General features: G+C 58.7%; 17 protein-coding genes and 1 tRNA gene. 8 read left to right on the forward strand and 10 right to left on the reverse strand.

Annotated elements, in window-relative coordinates:
- Window positions 1-460: 460 nt before the first annotated feature.
- From CKW24_RS18645 to CKW24_RS18655, 3 genes are read right to left on the reverse strand one after another with little or no spacing between them, the layout of a single operon-like run.
- The gene (locus CKW24_RS18645) at window positions 461-1,069 is read right to left on the reverse strand and encodes a TetR/AcrR family transcriptional regulator (RefSeq protein WP_095169634.1); all 609 of its coding nucleotides are present in this window, start codon (window positions 1,067-1,069) and stop codon (window positions 461-463) included.
- Window positions 1,056-1,907 carry a 3-hydroxybutyryl-CoA dehydrogenase gene (locus CKW24_RS18650; protein WP_095169739.1) on the reverse strand — a complete coding sequence of 284 codons (852 nt, stop codon included), beginning with the start codon at window positions 1,905-1,907 and terminating at the stop codon, window positions 1,056-1,058. Before CKW24_RS18650 ends, CKW24_RS18645 begins: the two co-directional genes overlap by 14 nt.
- A gap of 14 nt (window positions 1,908-1,921) precedes the next feature.
- Window positions 1,922-3,106: an acetyl-CoA C-acyltransferase family protein gene (locus tag CKW24_RS18655; protein ID WP_095169635.1), complete on the reverse strand. Its 1,185-nt coding sequence runs from the start codon at window positions 3,104-3,106 to the stop codon at window positions 1,922-1,924.
- A 176-nt stretch (window positions 3,107-3,282) separates the two neighbouring features.
- On the opposite strand from CKW24_RS18655, the gene CKW24_RS18660 reads away from it, so the two are divergent.
- From CKW24_RS18660 to CKW24_RS18690, 7 genes are all read left to right on the forward strand, one after another.
- Window positions 3,283-4,326, forward strand: a complete 1,044-nt coding sequence (locus CKW24_RS18660) for an AraC family transcriptional regulator (protein ID WP_095169636.1) — start codon at window positions 3,283-3,285, stop codon at window positions 4,324-4,326.
- 90 nt (window positions 4,327-4,416) lie between these two features.
- Window positions 4,417-6,255, forward strand: coding sequence for an amidohydrolase (locus CKW24_RS18665; protein ID WP_095169740.1), 1,839 nt, complete (start codon window positions 4,417-4,419; stop codon window positions 6,253-6,255).
- 82 nt (window positions 6,256-6,337) lie between these two features.
- Window positions 6,338-7,627 carry an FAD-binding oxidoreductase gene (locus tag CKW24_RS18670; RefSeq protein ID WP_095169637.1) on the forward strand — a complete coding sequence of 430 codons (1,290 nt, stop codon included), beginning with the start codon at window positions 6,338-6,340 and terminating at the stop codon, window positions 7,625-7,627.
- A 25-nt stretch (window positions 7,628-7,652) separates the two neighbouring features.
- Window positions 7,653-8,210, forward strand: a complete 558-nt coding sequence (locus CKW24_RS18675; RefSeq protein ID WP_095169638.1) for a helix-turn-helix domain-containing protein — start codon at window positions 7,653-7,655, stop codon at window positions 8,208-8,210.
- Between the two features lie 23 nt (window positions 8,211-8,233).
- Complete coding sequence (locus CKW24_RS18680) at window positions 8,234-9,580, forward strand: glutamine synthetase family protein (RefSeq protein ID WP_095169639.1); 1,347 nt, start codon at window positions 8,234-8,236, stop codon at window positions 9,578-9,580.
- Between the two features lie 225 nt (window positions 9,581-9,805).
- Window positions 9,806-9,879, forward strand: a tRNA-Cys gene (locus CKW24_RS18685).
- A gap of 598 nt (window positions 9,880-10,477) precedes the next feature.
- Window positions 10,478-12,187: an ATP-dependent endonuclease gene (locus CKW24_RS18690; RefSeq protein WP_095169640.1), complete on the forward strand. Its 1,710-nt coding sequence runs from the start codon at window positions 10,478-10,480 to the stop codon at window positions 12,185-12,187.
- Window positions 12,188-12,495: 308 nt separating this feature from the next.
- Here CKW24_RS18690 and CKW24_RS18695 read toward each other — a convergent pair whose 3' ends face one another.
- From CKW24_RS18695 to CKW24_RS18730, 7 genes are all read right to left on the reverse strand, one after another.
- Window positions 12,496-13,563: a tyrosine-type recombinase/integrase gene (locus CKW24_RS18695; protein WP_095169641.1), complete on the reverse strand. Its 1,068-nt coding sequence runs from the start codon at window positions 13,561-13,563 to the stop codon at window positions 12,496-12,498.
- Window positions 13,564-13,565: 2 nt separating this feature from the next.
- The gene (locus CKW24_RS18700; protein WP_095169642.1) at window positions 13,566-13,832 is read right to left on the reverse strand and encodes a DUF4224 domain-containing protein; all 267 of its coding nucleotides are present in this window, start codon (window positions 13,830-13,832) and stop codon (window positions 13,566-13,568) included.
- A 159-nt stretch (window positions 13,833-13,991) separates the two neighbouring features.
- A complete protein-coding gene (locus CKW24_RS18705; RefSeq protein ID WP_095169643.1) occupies window positions 13,992-14,234 on the reverse strand; it encodes a pyocin activator PrtN family protein in 243 nt (80 codons plus the stop codon).
- A complete protein-coding gene (locus CKW24_RS18710; protein ID WP_095169644.1) occupies window positions 14,231-14,605 on the reverse strand; it encodes a hypothetical protein in 375 nt (124 codons plus the stop codon). The genes CKW24_RS18705 and CKW24_RS18710 overlap by 4 nt, the downstream gene beginning before the upstream one ends.
- Window positions 14,602-14,877, reverse strand: a complete 276-nt coding sequence (locus CKW24_RS18715; RefSeq protein ID WP_095169645.1) for a phage antirepressor KilAC domain-containing protein — start codon at window positions 14,875-14,877, stop codon at window positions 14,602-14,604. The genes CKW24_RS18710 and CKW24_RS18715 overlap by 4 nt, the downstream gene beginning before the upstream one ends.
- Window positions 14,878-14,887: 10 nt before the next feature.
- Complete coding sequence (locus tag CKW24_RS18720; protein ID WP_095169646.1) at window positions 14,888-15,262, reverse strand: hypothetical protein; 375 nt, start codon at window positions 15,260-15,262, stop codon at window positions 14,888-14,890.
- 341 nt (window positions 15,263-15,603) lie between these two features.
- Window positions 15,604-16,254, reverse strand: coding sequence for a helix-turn-helix domain-containing protein (locus CKW24_RS18730; RefSeq protein ID WP_371917598.1), 651 nt, complete (start codon window positions 16,252-16,254; stop codon window positions 15,604-15,606).
- 128 nt (window positions 16,255-16,382) lie between these two features.
- Here CKW24_RS18730 and CKW24_RS18735 point away from each other — a divergent pair, with 128 nt between their 5' ends.
- On the forward strand, window positions 16,383-16,580 hold the full coding sequence (locus CKW24_RS18735) for a hypothetical protein (RefSeq protein ID WP_095169649.1): 198 nt from the start codon (window positions 16,383-16,385) through the stop codon (window positions 16,578-16,580).
- The last annotated feature ends 10 nt before the right edge of the window (window positions 16,581-16,590 follow it).

The raw sequence follows: 16,590 nt of genomic DNA on the forward strand, positions 1-16,590 counted from the left end.
TTTTGATCCTGGGCGCCCCGTTAACCACGCTGGCCGAACGCAGGCTTGAAGCCGTGGGTAACCCGGCAGGACGCCGGGTTAGCCGCCCCGCGCCATGGATGGCGCGTGGCGGCGGCCCACGGATTCAAGCCGGAGTGAGGGCACACCGAGCCCAAGCGAGGTGCCGAGTGGTGGGGCAAGAGCCTTTTGCTTACTTTTGGGCTCCTCCAAAAGTGAGCCGCTGTAAAAGCGGAACCATAGGTGGCCGTTACCGCAGAAATGGATATGTACTCTGCCTAATCCAACCCCCCAGAGGCCGCCACGCAAGCAAGCTCCCTCGCCACAGGCCGCTACAAGGTTGTGTAGATACCTATGGCCATCGCGGGCAAGCCGCAAGCGGGCGCCGCAAGCGGGCGCCCGCTCCCACATTAATCCAGGTCGTTCGCAGATTATCCATACACCCGCCAAACCTGTGGAGCCCTCAGGCGACGTTGGCTTGTAGTGGGGTGTTGTCGGCCAGGATGCGTTCGATGGCGCCGACCAACAGGCTGTGCAGCAGGCGGTCGCGCTCGCGGGGGGGCAGGGGGTGTTGGCCCAGCCAGCCGGGGGCGCTGTTGAGCAGGGAGGCGATGGTGTGTCCGGCGGCCAGCAGGGCTTGGTCGCCGAGTCGGATCGCGGGGCAGAGCATGCGCATCAGTTGTTGCTCGTAGCGTTGCTGTAACTGACGGACGCGTACTTGCTGGTCATCGTTCAGGCAACTGCTGTCGCGCTCCACCAGGCGAAAGTGCCAGGGCATGTCCTGATGCAGTTTCAGGTGTGCCTGGATCAGCGGCAACAGGCGGTCCTGGGAGGTGCGCGAGCGCCGTTCGATGCGGGTGAGGGTGGCCAGCAGTTCTTCGTAGAATTCTTCGATCAAATCCAGCAGCAGGTGCTGTTTGCTCGGGTAGTGGTGATACAGCGAACCTGGGGTAAGCCCCAGGTACGCCGCCAGTTCACGCATGCCGACCTGGCCAAAGCCCTTGCTGGCGAACAGCTCCAGGGCCTTGTCCCGGCTTTGGGCAAAGCGCGAGCAGCGCTCAGTCGTAGACATGGAAGCCGCGTCCGGTCTTGCGACCAAGGTAGCCGGCCGCGACCATTTCCTTGAGCAACGGGGCCGGGCGGTACTTGCTGTCGTTGAAGCCGTCGTAGAAGGCTTGCATGATCGCCAGCAAGGTATCCAGGCCAATCAGGTCGGCCAGGGCCAACGGGCCGATGGGCTGGTTGCAGCCCAGGCGCATGCCGGCGTCGATGTCTTCGGCACTGGCCAGGCCTTCCTGCAGCACCAGCACTGCTTCGTTGATCATCGGTACCAGGATCCGGTTGACCACAAACCCCGGACGGTTGCCCGCGGTGATCGCGGTCTTGCCCAGGCGCTGGGCCATGTCCAGGGCCAGGGCGTGGGTCGCGTCGCTGGTCTGCAGGCCACGAATCACTTCGATCAGCGCCATCACCGGCACCGGATTGAAGAAGTGCAGGCCGATGAACCGCTCGGGGTGGCTGACGCTGGCCGCCAACTGGGTGATCGACAACGACGAGGTGTTGGAGGCAATCACGCACTCGGCGCTGACCTGGGCCGCAGCTTGTTGCAACAGGCGCAGTTTCAGCTCGAGGTTCTCGGTCGCGGCCTCGATCACCATCTGCACGCCGTGCAGGCTGGCGTAGTCGGTGCTGGTGCGGATCTGCCCCAGGGCCGCGAGTTTCTGTTCCTGGCTCAGGCTGCCCTTGGCTACCTGGCGATCGAGGTTCTTGCCGACGGTGGCCAGGGCCTTTTGCAAGGCGCTCTCGGCGATGTCGATCAGGGTCACCTGCAAGCCTGCCACCGCGCAGACCTGCGCGATGCCGTTGCCCATGGTGCCGGCGCCAATCACGCCGATGTGCTGCAGATTCATGTCGATGTCCTTGCTCATACGCGTTCGAACAGCACGGCGATGCCTTGGCCGCCGCCGATGCACATGGTTGCCAGGGCGTAACGGCCCTGCACGCGGTGCAGTTCGTGAATGGCCTTGGTGGCGATGATCGCGCCGGTAGCGCCTACCGGGTGACCGAGGGAAATCCCCGAACCGTTAGGGTTGACCTTCGCTGGATCGAAGCCCAGTTCCTGCGCCACGGCACAGGCCTGGGCGGCGAATGCTTCGTTGGACTCGATCACGTCCAGGTCAGCCACGGTCAGGCCGGCGCGCTCGAGCACCAGGCGGGTCGCGGGAATCGGACCCAGGCCCATCATCGACGGCTCGACACCGGCGTGGGCGTAACCCACCAGCCGCGCCATCGGCTTGAGACCTTGTTCCTGCACGACTTTGCCGGTGGCCATGATCAGTGCGCCGGCACCGTCGTTGAGGCCCGAGGCGTTGCCGGCGGTGACGCTGCCGTCTTTCTTGAATGCCGGCTTCATGCGTTCCAGCTGTTCGCTGCTGACGTCGCCGCGCACGTGTTCATCGGTGGCAAAGGTCACGGTGCCTTTGCGGGTAGCGATCTCGATCGGCACGATCTGCCCCGCGAAACGTCCTTCGGCGATGGCGTGGGCAGCGCGCTGCTGGCTGAGCAGGGCCAGTTGGTCCTGGGCCTGGCGGCTGATGCCGAAATGCTCGGCGATGTTCTCCGCGGTGATGCCCATGTGGATCCCGGCGAATGGGTCATGCAGGGCGCCGAGCATGTAGTCGATGCCCTGGATATCGCCCATGCGCGCGCCCCAACGTGCCTGCGGCAGCAGGTAGGCGCCACGGCTCATGGATTCCACGCCACCGGCCATTGCCGCGCCGGCGTCACCGAGCATCAGGCTCTGGGCGGCACTGACGATTGCTTGCAGGCCGGAACCGCACAGGCGGTTGACGTTGAAGGCCGGGGTTTCCTTGGACAGGCCGGCGTTCATCGAAATCACCCGGGAGATGTAAGCGTCGCGGGCTTCGGTCGGGATCACGTGGCCCATCACGGTGTGGCCAATGTGCTCAGGGGCCAGGCCCGAGCGCTCGATGGCGGCGCGGCACACGGCGGTGCCCAGGTCGATCGGCGAAACGTCCTTGAGGGAACCACCAAAACCACCGATGGCGGAACGGACGGCGCTGAGGACAAAAATATCGGAAGGCTTCATGAATGTTCCCTGGGTATCGTGGGCAGCGCGCGGCTCACGTAATATGGGCGGCGCTGGAGGAGGCTGGTTTATGGCGCTGAGTCTAGAGTCAGCCGCGCTGCGGCGCCTATGCCAAAACTGCGCAAGGGTGGTGGCGTTTTTTGCCATGTTCAGATGATCGGGAGCCAGGGAAATACATGCGGGAGACGGATTCGGTAGCGGTGTACTTCGTGTACCCGATGATCCAGGCCTTGCGCGCGGACCCACAGCGCCTGCACGCGGTGCTGCGCCAAGTGGGGATCGATCCGCAACTGCTGGAGCAGCCGGCGGCGCGGGTCCCGGCCTCGGCGTTTGCCGCGTTGTGGCTGGCGCAGATTGGTGAGTTGCAGGACGAGTTCTTCGGCCTCGATTCCCACGGCATGCCGCCCGGCAGCTTCGCCCTGATCTGCCGGGCGCTGATCCAGGAGCCGACCCTGGAAAAAGCCATGCGCCAGTGCCTGGCCAACTTTGCCCTGTTCCTGCGGGACTTTCGCGGCACCCTGACCGTGCGCGGCAAACGCGCGCTGATCAGCCTGCAGACCCAGGCGCACAGCGTTGAGCTGGCGCGTTTTGGTGAAGAGACCTTCCTGGTGCTGATGATCAGCCTGCTGTGCTGGCTGGGCGGACGACGGATCGCCATCGACCGCGCCGACTTCCAGCACCCGCGTCTGTCCCTGGACGACGATGCCTTGCTCTGGGGCGCCAATCTGACCTTTGGCGCGGCACGCACGCAAATCGAGTTCGACAGCCGCTTCCTGCAACTGCCGGTGACCCAGGACCTGGCGTCGCTCAAGGCGTTTTTGCGCAGTGCCCCGCAATGGCTGGTGATTCGCTTCCGCAACCAGCACGGCCTGGCGGCGCAGGTCCATCAGCGGCTGCGCAACAGCGATTACAGCCAATGGCCGACCCTGGAAGCCTTTGCCCGCGAGCAACACCTGAGCCCCAGCACCGTGCGGCGCAAGCTCGAGCGCGAAGGCTGTGCATTCCAGGAGATCAAGGACGAGGTGCGCCGCGCGGTGGCGATCGAACAATTGCGCCGCACCCAGGCCAGCATCACCACGATTGCCGAGCAGATCGGCTTCCAGGAGCCCAGCGCGTTTCACCGCGCCTTCAAGAAGTGGACGGGGGAAAGCCCGGGGCGTTATCGGGCACGGTTCCAGGGTGCGCAGGCGTTGCCGGCGATGGACGAGCATGACCGGTGATCGTCTCGGCTGAGTAATCCAGCATGCCCTGGGCGTTGTTCAACTACTGTTGAAAGTCGCCATGATTGGGGAGTGCCTGTGATGAATAACGTGATTGCCGATCTGATTCTGCACAACGGTCGCCTGCACACAGTGGATCGGGCCAAGCCCCGGGCCAGCGCGGTGGCGATCAAGGACGGGCGGTTCGTGGTGGTCGGCAACGACGCCCAGGCCATGGCCTTGCGCGGCGCGGGCACCCAGGTGATCGACCTGCTGGGGCGCACGGTGATCCCCGGGCTCAACGACTCGCACTTGCACTTGATTCGTGGCGGCCTGAACTACAACCTGGAATTGCGTTGGGAAGGGGTGCCGTCGCTGGTGGACGCCTTGCGCCTGCTCAAGGACCAGGCCGAACGCACACCAGCCCCGCAGTGGGTACGGGTGGTGGGTGGCTGGAACGAATTCCAGTTCGCCGAAAAACGCCTGCCGACCCTCGACGAATTGAACAGGGCCGCCCCCGATACGCCGGTGTTTGTCTTGCACCTCTACGACCGCGCCTTGCTCAACCGCGCGGCCTTGCGGGTGGTGGGCTACGACCGCAATACGCCGAACCCGCCCGGCGGCGAGATCGTGCGTGACGCCAATGGCGAGCCGAGCGGCATGCTGGTGGCCCGGCCCAACGCGATGATCCTCTATTCGACCCTGGCCAAGGGGCCGAAACTGCCGCTGGAATACCAGCTCAACTCGACCCGCCAGTTCATGCGCGAGCTCAACCGCCTCGGGGTCACCAGCGCGATCGATGCCGGCGGTGGTTTCCAGAACTACCCGGACGACTACGCGGTGATCAACGAGCTGGCGGCCAAGGATCAACTGACCATCCGCATCGCCTACAACCTGTTCACCCAGAAACCCAAGGAGGAGCTCAACGACTTCAAACACTGGACCGCCAGCGTCAGCCTGCACCAGGGCGATGATTACCTGCGCCACAACGGCGCCGGGGAAATGCTGGTGTTCTCGGCGGCTGATTTCGAGGACTTCCTCGAACCGCGCCCGGACCTGCCCTTGACCATGGAGCAGGAGCTGGAGCCGGTGGTGCGCCACCTGGTGGAGCAACGTTGGCCGTTCCGCCTGCACGCCACCTATGACGAATCGATATCGCGCATGCTCGACGTGTTCGAGAAGGTCAATCGGGATATACCGTTCAATGGCTTGCCGTGGTTCTTCGATCATGCCGAAACCATCAGCCCGAAAAACATCGAGCGGGTGCGGGCGCTCGGCGGCGGCATCGCGATCCAGGATCGCATGGCGTTCCAGGGCGAGTACTTCGTCGAACGCTACGGCGCCAAGGCCGCCGAGCTGACCCCGCCGATCCAGCGCATGCTCGCCGAGGGCGTGCCGGTGGGGGCGGGCACCGATGCCACGCGGGTGTCGAGCTACAACCCCTGGACCTCGCTGTACTGGATGGTCAGCGGGCGCACGGTGGGCGGGCTGGCGCTGTACCCGCAAGGGCTGCCCCGGGACACCGCGCTGGAACTGTACACCCACGGCAGTGCCTGGTTCTCCTCGGAACAGGGCAAGAAAGGCCAGATCAAGGCCGGGCAACTGGCGGACCTGGTGGCGCTGACGGCGGACTATTTCACGGTCGAGGACGAGGCGATCAAGTGGATCGAGTCGCTGCTGACGGTGGTCGGCGGCAAGGTGGTGCACGCGGCGGGGGATTTTCAGCGGCTCGCGCCACCCACCTTGCCGGTGACCCCGGACTGGTCGCCGGTGGTCAAGGTCCCGGGGCATTGGCGCCCGGCTGCGCCGCTGCAGGCCCAGGTGCACCAGTGCAGCGGGCCCTGTGGCGTGCATGCCCATGGTCATCAGCGCGCGCGGCTGTCGAACGTCCCGGTGAGTGATTACCAGGGATTCTGGGGCGCCTTCGGCTGTTCGTGTTTTGCCTTTTGAGGTGTGGCCGGCGATTGCGTTAATGAAAATTATGCTGTAGTTTTTCATGAAATTATAAAAACATAATTTCATGGGTAGACAGATGTTTCAGCAATCCACGCAACATGTCGCCAGCTACTACGCCCACAGTTGCGCCGATCGATTGCTGGAACGACCGGTGTTTGCGGGCGAGCAGGACACCGAGGTGGTGATCATCGGTGCCGGTTTCAGCGGCCTGCACACCGCGTTGCGCCTGGCCCTGGCCGGCAAGCGCGTGACGGTGCTGGAAGCCAGCCGGGTGGCCTGGGCCGCGTCCGGACGCAATGGCGGCCAGGCGATTCTCGGCTGGTCCTGCGACATGCCGCCCCTGGAAGCGGCGCTCGGCCATGAGCGCGCGCGCCGCCTGTGGGACAGCATGCGCTGGGCCGCCCGGGAGTTGCGTGAACTGCCGGCCCGCCACGGTTTCGACTGTGACTATCGCCCCGGGCATTTGTGGACCTCGGTCATGCCCCGGCGGGTCAGCCTGTTGACCGAGTGGCAGCACGAGGCCAGCCACAAGTGGGGTCACGATGGCCTGCAATTCATCCCCCGCGAACAGTTGCCGCAGTGGGTCGCCAGTGAGCGTTACCAGGCCGGGTTGTTTGATCCCGAAGGCGGGCACCTCAACCCGTTGAAACTGGCCCTGGGCCTGGCCGCCGCCATCGAAAGCGCAGGCGGTCGCATCTACGAGCAAAGCAAGGCCCTGAGCTACCGCCAGGTGGGCGATCGTTACGTGGTTGAGACTGAGCAGGGTAGCCTGCGCGCCGATGTGCTGGTGCTGGCCTGCAATGCCTACCTCGATCGACTCGATCCGCAGTTGGCCAGTTGCGTGTTGCCGGTGGGCACCTACCAGGTCGCTACCGCGCCGCTGGCGCCGGCACTGGCCAGGGCGTTGCTGCCGGGCAATGTGTGCGTCACCGACAACCAGTTTGTCCTCGATTACTTTCGTCGTACCCCGGACCACCGCCTGCTGTTCGGTGGCGGCTGCACCTACCTGGGCGGCATGCCCAGGGACATCGGCGCGGCAACCCGGCCGTTCCTCGAGCGGGTGTTCCCGCAGTTGCAGGGCGTCGAGCTGGAGTACGCGTGGGGCGGGCACATCGACCTGACCCTCAAGCGCACCCCGGACATCGGCCGGCGCGGCGATCTCTACTGGCTGCAGGGCTATTCGGGACACGGCGTGTTGCCAACCCTGGCCGCCGCGCGCGCGGTATCGGCAGCCATCCTCGGCCAGGCCGACGAATTGGCCCTGTACCAGGGCCTGCAAAACGACAGTTTTCCCGGCGGCAAATACCTGGCCGCGCCGCTGGAAGCCATCGGCAAGGCCTGGTACCGACTGCGCGACAGCATTTGATCAATCCTCTTCCGGAATTCCAGGCATGAACAAGCAAGAAGAAATTGCCGCGCTGGCGATCCTGATCCACGACCTGCGCAAGCACAAGAAATTCACCCTCAAGGAGCTGGCGGACAAGATCGAGCGCTCCGTGGGTTTCCTTTCGCAAGTCGAGCGTGGCCTGTCCCGCCCGACCGTGGCCGACCTGACGGCGATCAGCGAGACTCTGGGAGTGCCGACCACCTATTTCTACAGCCTGCCCAAGCCCAAGGTCCTGCCGTGGGTCACCCGGCCGGATGAGCGCCGCACCCTGTACTACGCCAACGGCATCACCGACATCCTGGTCTCGCCGAAAATGCGCGCCACCTTCTCGATGCTCGAAAGCCGCCTGGAGGCCGGGGCCAACAGCGGTGAGCGGCACCTGAGCGACAGCTCGGAGCAGGGCGGCTACGTGCTTGAAGGCGAGTTGACCCTGTGGCTGGACGAGGACGACGAGCCCGTCACCTTGCTGGCCGGCGACAGTTTCCAACTCGACAGCCACACCCGCTGCCGCTACGGCAATCTCACTGACCAACTCACGCGCGTGCTGTGGGTTTACACCTGATCACTACCACGGGAACCTTGAAGATGGACGCTGCCTGCTCTGATCTGTTGGCCGAAGTACGGGCTTTTCGCCAACGCTACCCTGAGGTGCGTTATGTCGACCTCATCTCCCTGGACATTCCGGGGCACTTCTACGGTAAGCGCTATCCGATCGACATGCTGGAAAAAGTCGCCGCCGGCACGGCCCTCAAGTTGCCGCAGAACTGCGTGCTGCTGGGTGTGCAGGGTGGTCTGTTCAAGATCGGTGACTACTGCTTCCACGACGGCGACCCGGATGCCGTGCGGCGCCTGGTACCGGGCACACTCAAACCCGTGACCTGGGAGTCCCAACCCTTGGGGCAGATGCTGATCACCTCCGACGGCACCGCCAAGCCCATCGAATTCGAACCCCGGGAAGTCCTCGCCCAGGTGCTGCAGCGCCTGCGCGGCAAAGGCATTCACCCGGTGGTGGCCTTCGAACTGGAGTTCTACCTGTTCGACAAGCAACTGCGTGACGGCCTACCGCAGTTCCCCCGCGATGGCCTGACCGACGACACCGACGATCAACCGAACATGCACATCGAGCGCCTGTCGCGCTTCTCCCCGGTGCTCGATGAAATGGTCGAGGCCGCCCGCATCCAGGGCATCGACACCACGGTGATCACCGCTGAACTGGGCCCAGGCCAGTTCGAAATCAACTTCGGCCACCTTGACGACGGCCTGCAAGCCGCTGACTGGGCCGCACTGTTCTGCCGCAGCACCCGGGGCGTGGCCCTCAAGCACGGCTATCGCGCCAGCTTCATGGCCAAGCCGTACCTGCAACATCCCGGCAGCGGCATGCATGTGCACGTCAGCCTGTACGACGGCGCCGGCCAGAACCTGCTGGCGGCCAACCAGCAACAGGCCCTGCGCCATGCCGTCGCCGGCTGCCTGGAACTGCTGCCGCATTGCATGCCGATCTTCGCCCCCAACCAGAACGCCTACCGCCGCCTGGGCGGCACCGTCAACGCGGCCACCCGCGCCAGTTGGGGCTTCGAGGACCGCGACGCCTGCGTGCGCATCCCTGAATCCGACGCCAAGAACCTGCGCATCGAACACCGCCTGGCCGGTGCCGATGCCAACCCGTACCTGGTACTGGCCGCGATCCTGGTCGGACTGGAGCAGGGCCTGGACGCTGGCCGCGAACCCATCCCGCCGCTCAACGAAGATCGCAACAGCGGCATCGACTTCCCCCTGGACATGCTCGAGGCCGTACGCCAGATGCAACACCAGCCACAACTGCGCGAAGGGCTGGGCGCCGAGTTCGTCGATGTCTACTGCGAAAACAAGCGCCAGGACCACTTGGCCTTCCAACAGGAAATAAGCGCACGGGAATACCGCTGGTACCTATAATCACCCCTTGGCCCGGCTCGCCCCGGGCCAGGGAATTGAAAACCTTGATATTTTTTACTTTGCGTCCTTGACAGGACATCGGAAGCAGTCCAGAATTGCGTCCATTCCTGCTTAGGGAACGAGAAAAACCCTTTAGATTTCAAAGGGTTGGGAGTAGATGAAAATCTAGTTTCCTTCTCCAATTTGTTTGCGTTTGGTGTTGTTTTTCAGGCATCCGACGTTTGAGGCCGAGTAGCAAAATGGTTATGCAGTGGATTGCAAATCCACCTACGCCGGTTCGATTCCGACCTCGGCCTCCACTCTTAAAAACCCCGTAGATCAATGATCTACGGGGTTTTTTTATGCCCGTAGAAAAGTGAAGTGTTCCGCAATTTCCGAGTGGTGTTCCGCAACCGCGAGCCATGAGGGGGCGTATCTGCGGAGGGCGATGACTCGTTGCTATCGACCCGAGGGTGATTAGTAACAGGTGGCGGTTGGATAACAGCAAGCACCGCTGCCAACGCCGAATTCTACTGAAATCCTCTGGCGGATTTGCTGGGCGAAAATGCTCCCTCAGTTTGACATCTGCAGTTTTGCTGATTTTAGGTGTTCGACCTGTTGCGCTACTAGACGTTCGTCAAAGGTCTCCGGCTTACCGACTGCATCGAAATTTGTAACCCGACGAAGTTGGGATCTGATTGACGATTTAGGTGTTTTTGTTTTAGTGTCAAAGTGATGGCGCAGGCTGTTTAGTTAATTTCTGAGGCGAGCAATTCGGTCACAGAACGGAATTTACAATCTAGAGCGTCGCTTAGATTGGACCTGTCGAACTAGATGAGGTGGTTACCTTGAGTTTACGGATAGCAAGTAAATTACAAAAAAATACCTCAATATACTAAGAAGTCACTTGGTGAAATTTTGAAACTAAAAAGCATTAGAATTAGAAACTTTAGAACCATAGAAGCTGAGCAGCACCTCGACTTCGAGCGTGGCTTAACCATTGTTGGGGCCAACAGCAGTGGGAAAACAAATATTCTACGTGCCATTGAAATGCTGTTTACCGGGACGGACAATCAACATAACTACGATATACAAAGAGATCTTACCTTCGGTGTAAACTCCGCTCAAACAGGCATAATCGCCACTTTTGATGGGGATCCAGAAGCTGAGGATAAAGATTTTTATGATGCTTACAGCGAGCTAAACAGGATGCTCGTTACACCCAAGGAGGTCATCTCTGAATTTACGCTATATTTGCACTTCACAAAAAGCGGAACGCCTGTATATCGTTTCTTTTCCAATGAAACCACCAAGGATGCAATGAAGGCGCAGTTTTCCAGAAAGCAGTTGTTAACGATCGCATTGCTTTTCGAAAAGTTTGTTTGCCATTATGTTCCGTCGTCGAAAAGTATTAATGATCTATATACTACTCTTCTGCTTCCATTTGTCCGGCGATCAATTTCTGAATTGCTTACAGATAGGCTTGAACTGATCAATGGCAAGCTTTCGGAAATTGCTGGTCACTTAGATTCGCAATTGGCTCTCTCTGGGCTTTCACATATTAAATCATCTTTCAGTCTTCCTAATGACTCACTAGAGTATCTGATTTCTCACTTCGATTTTCGCCTGTCTGACCCTAACAAAACTCCTATTGAGCGAAAGGGAATGGGGGTGCAAGCAGCATCAATACTTTCATCTTTTCTCTGGATCACTCGAGAAGAAAGAAAGTTAAAAAAATCCACTATTTGGTTAGTTGAGGAACCTGAATCTTATTTGCATCCGGAGCTAGCCGAGTCATGCAGTAAGATGTTGGATGAATTACGGAACGAATCTCTTCTTGTCACAACAACCCATTCTCTCGGCTTTGTTTCCCAGGACCCAAAACTAGTCGTCGGCACCTCCATAGAAAACGGCCGTACAAAAATTAATGAATACAAAACTTATGTAGAAGCTACAAACTCTTTAAGAGAAGCGCTAGGTGTCAGATTTAGTGACTATTACAACTTGGGGGAGCTTAATTGTTTTGTAGAGGGTAAGTCTGATAGAGAGACGTTTCAGTGGGCTCTTAATCTGATCAAGCCAGAGCTTAATGCGGATTATCTTTGGCCGCTGGTCCGGAAATGTCAATTTCTAGACTTTACTGGTGTCTCTGGGTTGGAGGGGTTTCTTAAGGCGACTTATGCCTTCATTCACCGCGAAAGGACAGTAGTTGTAATTCTCGATGGTGATACCGCTGGTAATAAGACAAGAGTAAATCTGCAGCAGTATCTTGGTCAACACAGCATTCCATTTGAAGCAAACTTAGAGTATATATCGTTGCATAGCGGATTTTCCTTGGAAGGACTCTTCCCGCATGAGTGGATTATTGAGATACAAAAAGAGCACCCGAACTGGTTCAGTGAGTGGTCTGTAGACGTAGAAGGGAAATTGCAACCTTTTGATATTAAGGCAGAATCAAATAAAGTATCACTTCGTCAGGCGTTAATTCGTAAGGCGGAATCAAGTCCAGTGTCTGAGTGGGCATCTAAGTTTATAAGTGTTTTCAATGTGCTACAAAATGCTTTACAAGCAAAGGAACTTTCTCTCGCCAAAAGAAAATCAAAGAAGGCTAGTGTTGCCGCCGCTTAATAAACTTATTAAGGCTTTTCCAGGCGTGTCGCTTAGTGATGGTTGATTGCTTTTGTTGTATCGCTTTTACTTGGAGGTTGGAGGGCTCCTACCGCCCCCCCTCCTAATTTCACGCAGCATGCCCTTCAATCGACTCGATCCATAGAATAAATAATTTACATAGTCACCGGTGTCTGGAGATTAACCTCTTATTCTTGGCTCCTTCGGCTGACTGCTTTTAGCGGATTTTGCCTGTTGCCACTGCCAGGTTTTGATTGTGGACTGGGGCCTTTCCGGGAGTATCGATAGCTACCGGTTGCGGCCCCCTGCTATTTTGTAGGTCCTACGATTTCGCCAATACGGCGATAAACTTTTTTCGTCATTTCTTGCGTCGAGTGGCCAAGCAGTCGACTTGCATGCCCAATGTCGTCAATTTCACTGGCAGCTTTCGGTCGGATGTCACGGAACTGAAACTCGCGAATTTCGACACCAAGTGTTGTATCACCTTCGGAGATCGCCTTGATAGCCGCTTTTTCGCGGGCTTCATCCCACCTATTCCTCAACATGGCGTAACTCATTCGTAGGCCCGCTTGGTTGGTAATCAGGCATGAATTTCTGATGCCTGCGCTGGCCTTTCGCTCAAGCAGGGCATCGAGGAATGTGCTGAGATTTGATGCGTTTGTCCCATCGTGTAGACGGATGCGCAGACGTTTCTCGGTCTTGCCCTGTCCTACCATTAGAAATCCATTGCTTAGGTCGGCTGTCGACGCTTTAAGCACATCAGCAGGGCGCTGGCCTGTCAGGTAGGCCAGGTCCATTGCGTCCTTTAGTTCGAGCGGAGCCTCTGCGTACACCGCATCCCAAACAACTTGGCCCGCATAGTAGTCGCGTGGTGTCTCTTTGTTCCTTCGTAGTCGAGCGCAAGGGTTTGCCTTGTCAGTGAGTCCCCATTCACGGGCAAATGTAAATATAGTCGAGAGGAGGGCGATCTCGCGGTTAGCGCGCACCTTTGCTGTCCGTGCGTCGCGATACTGGGCGATTACCTGGGGGGTAAGGGCTTCGACGGGGGCTGATTCGAAGGCGTTGCGTAGCTGCTTCAAACCTTTGAGGTAGTCTTTTTGGGTGCCGGGCTTTAGTCCTGGCATGACCTTCTCTTCGTAGTCGTCGAATAGCCTGCCCATCAGGTGAGCAGCCTTAGGTGTAGCTTTGCGATCCAGGCGCGCCCATTCAACTTTGGCCTCATCGAGGTCGCCGCCAAGAGGGATCTCCACTCGGCTACCGTCGACATCCCTGCCGTTGTAGTAGTAACCCACCCAGATGCTCCCATTCTTTCTCTTCCGGATGCGCCGAATCATTCGTGGCGGAAGATCTCGGTTTACTGCTTTCTTCTGGCGCATTGTTAACCTACGCGGGAGAGATCTAGGGACCAGGTCTCAGCGACGGCATTGGTTGCTGAGGGTTGCAACCCGGCGAGTTTCAGGCGGGCATACACGCGGCCTACGACGGGGCGTTGGGCCGCGGTGAGTACGTGCTCCCATGCATTGCGTTGCAACCATTGACGTTGGCAAGACGGAATTTTGTATCCGGTGATAGCGGCCAGCTCATCTTCTGTGAGTGTTTCACTTGCTAGCCGGGACACGCTTTTTCTAGTGTCAAATACAGTCATATGCTGTGTGCCTCAGTTGAGTCCGCTGCCGTGATTCGGTGAGAGGCTGCGGCCTTCGATATTGCCCAAAGTTCCGGTAAAGGAACGTCCGTTACTCAGATGTTGTGCCTTATCGGTTATTTGTCGTATGCCCCTGATCGGCAGGGGCTACCGTTTGAATCAGGCCGCTTTCTTCGTCGCCTGGGCATCGAGGTACTCGGCCAGGTCGTGTAGGTAAACAACTGGCTTCGCGCGGGCCGAGCAGTGCAGGCGCTTGACCTCCAGGGCGATCCGACCGGCCTTGATTTCGCTCAGAAGGTACCGGTCGGTGCGGATGTGTGCGAAGTACTGCTCACGCACGGCAGTCAAGGTTGGGCAGGGCGTTGCGAACTGGCGCCGTAGTTGGTCGAGTGTGTGACTCACGCTACTTCCTCCCCGAGCCCCTCCGATCGGGGCAGCAACTTCATGCGAATCAGCTCCGCAAGCCCTTCTTTGCTTTTACCCATGGCAGCTGCGCAGACGCGACCCTCTCGGTCAGCTATAACGGCGCCGTATGGGTATTCCGGCGATTTGGTTGGGGTGACGTAGGCGATGTGGCCTTCATCAACGACTGCATCGACGCAGCGGAACACCTCCGCAAGTTCAGCGCTGACCGCTGGTAAGGCCTCGAGCAACTGGACTGCTTCGGCGGATGCGCCAATCAGCGTGGCGCGACTGATGACGGTTGGATGATTGAGACACATCGGAACCAGCTTCAGTGCGCCGATGGCTTGGGTGATAGCGTTCTGGCTCATGCTGCGGCGTCCTTGTGCGTGACGGTGATGTTCAGTTTTTTTGCGATCCACTTGACGCCTTCCTCCTTCACCATCACAACGGCGTAGTGCCGATAGCGATTGGTATTTCCGATCTGGACGCTGCGTGGATCCGAGTACAGGTAGCCCCGGTCGCGGTGATGGCTGGCTAGGTCCCCGTCATTGGTCAGGATGCGTAGTTCTCGCAACTTGGCGCGGAAGGCGCGGGGCTTGAGACCGAGCACGGCGGCCGTTTGATCCAGAGTACGATTCACGGCGCGGTCCTCAGGCTGCGAGCAGTTTTCGAATGTTGCTCAGCAGTGCTTCCGACTCGGCCAACATCTGCTGTATTCGCGCTGTGCTACCGTGTTGCTCTGGAGGCGGCGTCGGCTCTGCCGACTCTATACGGCCGTTCGCAATGTCCTGGATGAAATCCCGCAGGTGTAGGTGATTGGCTCGGTCTGAGCGCTTAAGGGTCAGTTCGCCAGTGTGGCCGCCCAGCTCAACGTTGATGACAGCGCTGTTGTCGGTGAGCTCTACTTCAAAACTTGCGTGGATGGTTTGCTCTGGTCGCTGAAGTGGGCAAACGGCGGCGCCACCAACCAGCAACATGTGATGTAGCAGATCTTGTTGCGCGAGCGAGATGAGGTAGCTGTTCATGCTGCATCGCCTCCTAACGACCAGGATTTGGCATCGGTTGCGACGGTACTAACTGGTTGGACGGCTTCGGTGCGACCTTGGGGCGTGGTGATCACCAGCAGACCGGTACGCTGCTGAATGACCTCGACGGCTACGCGGCTACTGCATACAGAAGGGTGCAGGTAGACCGGGCAGCGAGTGTTGCTGTGCTGTGTGGTTTGCATGACTCGTACTCTTTGGTGAGAGGTAACGAAGCAAACGATACAAATACGCATTGGTTCAGTCAATACGTATTTGAATTGACTTTCGATTGGCACACAAAAAAGCCCGCAGTAAGCGGGCTCAATCTGGCATGTGTAGTATTAGAAAATTTCTAGTTTCGAGAATACGACACCGCAGATCATTGCATCGTCTCCCAATTCAATGATCGGCTCAGGCCAGGCGGGGTTCAACGGCTTCAAGAAGCGGCGCTTGCCTTCCATCACTAGCTGTTTAAACGTTGCTTCTTGGCTGTCGACTAATTTGGCAATGACAAGTGAGCCGTTCTCGGCGTCCTTCGCTGGGTCAACAAAAATGATATCTCCGTCTCTAAAGGAGCGGCGTTCATGCTGGTTGAACATGGACAGTCCGCGTACTCTGAGCGCGTACGTCTGACCACTATGAGACGCCGCGCAAGGCAGCCATATCTCTGCGTCATCAAGAGTGCGAACATCCTCAATCTCGCACCAAGCGCCTGCTTGTACCCAAGAAATCAACGGCACATATCCTTTGATTGCCGGCCCAGGCTCTACATTGGATTCAGAGCTAGAGAAAGGCTTTGCATCCTTCGTAGGTTCTTTGTGCTCGCCTCCTTTCCACAGCCAATTACTGCTGACTTTTAAGGCCTTGGCGATTTTTTCAACGTTCTCGTGACGTGGGCTGGCTACCGCATTAGTCACGATTCTATGAATTGTCGGCTGAGGGACGCCTGATCGTCGGCCGAGTTCGCCCTCTGACAGCTCTAGTTCTTGCATGCGTTGAGCAATGCGGTCGCCTATCACTTTTCTCTGCCTTGATTCAAAAACGTATCGGTGATTGTATTGAATCGATCAATGCGTTTGTGTATTGTGTCGACCAATGCGAAAGCGCATCGGTGAACGAAATGACTATTCAAGAAATGCTCGCGGAATTACTGCGCTCAGGTTTATCCCAAAGGGTCATCGCAGATCGCATAGGGACAACGCAGCCGACCATTAATCGTGCCGCTAAGGGCGCTGATGTTCGGTATGTGACTGGAAAGGCCATTGAGAGCCTTTACACGCAAGAAAAAGCAGCCAATGGCTTGAAATCGGCAGCTTAAAAGGGTGCCG

It is taken from the genome of Pseudomonas sp. Irchel 3H3, from assembly GCF_900187635.1.
Taxonomy (GTDB): Bacteria; Pseudomonadota; Gammaproteobacteria; order Pseudomonadales; family Pseudomonadaceae; genus Aquipseudomonas.

Excerpts from the sequence above, each read along its gene's own strand:
- CKW24_RS18645 (WP_095169634.1), bottom strand. The coding sequence starts at position 1,069 with ATGTCTACGACTGAGCGCTGCTCGCGCTTTGCCCAAAGCCGGGACAAG.
- CKW24_RS18650 (WP_095169739.1), bottom strand. The coding sequence starts at position 1,907 with ATGAATCTGCAGCACATCGGCGTGATTGGCGCCGGCACCATGGGCAAC.
- CKW24_RS18655 (WP_095169635.1), bottom strand. The coding sequence starts at position 3,106 with ATGAAGCCTTCCGATATTTTTGTCCTCAGCGCCGTCCGTTCCGCCATC.
- CKW24_RS18660 (WP_095169636.1), top strand. The coding sequence starts at position 3,283 with ATGCGGGAGACGGATTCGGTAGCGGTGTACTTCGTGTACCCGATGATC.
- CKW24_RS18670 (WP_095169637.1), top strand. The coding sequence starts at position 6,338 with ATGTTTCAGCAATCCACGCAACATGTCGCCAGCTACTACGCCCACAGT.
- CKW24_RS18675 (WP_095169638.1), top strand. The coding sequence starts at position 7,653 with ATGAACAAGCAAGAAGAAATTGCCGCGCTGGCGATCCTGATCCACGAC.
- CKW24_RS18680 (WP_095169639.1), top strand. The coding sequence starts at position 8,234 with ATGGACGCTGCCTGCTCTGATCTGTTGGCCGAAGTACGGGCTTTTCGC.
- CKW24_RS18695 (WP_095169641.1), bottom strand. The coding sequence starts at position 13,563 with ATGCGCCAGAAGAAAGCAGTAAACCGAGATCTTCCGCCACGAATGATT.
- CKW24_RS18700 (WP_095169642.1), bottom strand. The coding sequence starts at position 13,832 with ATGACTGTATTTGACACTAGAAAAAGCGTGTCCCGGCTAGCAAGTGAA.
- CKW24_RS18710 (WP_095169644.1), bottom strand. The coding sequence starts at position 14,605 with ATGAGCCAGAACGCTATCACCCAAGCCATCGGCGCACTGAAGCTGGTT.
- CKW24_RS18720 (WP_095169646.1), bottom strand. The coding sequence starts at position 15,262 with ATGAACAGCTACCTCATCTCGCTCGCGCAACAAGATCTGCTACATCAC.
- CKW24_RS18730 (WP_371917598.1), bottom strand. The coding sequence starts at position 16,254 with ATGCAAGAACTAGAGCTGTCAGAGGGCGAACTCGGCCGACGATCAGGC.
- CKW24_RS18735 (WP_095169649.1), top strand. The coding sequence starts at position 16,383 with ATGACTATTCAAGAAATGCTCGCGGAATTACTGCGCTCAGGTTTATCC.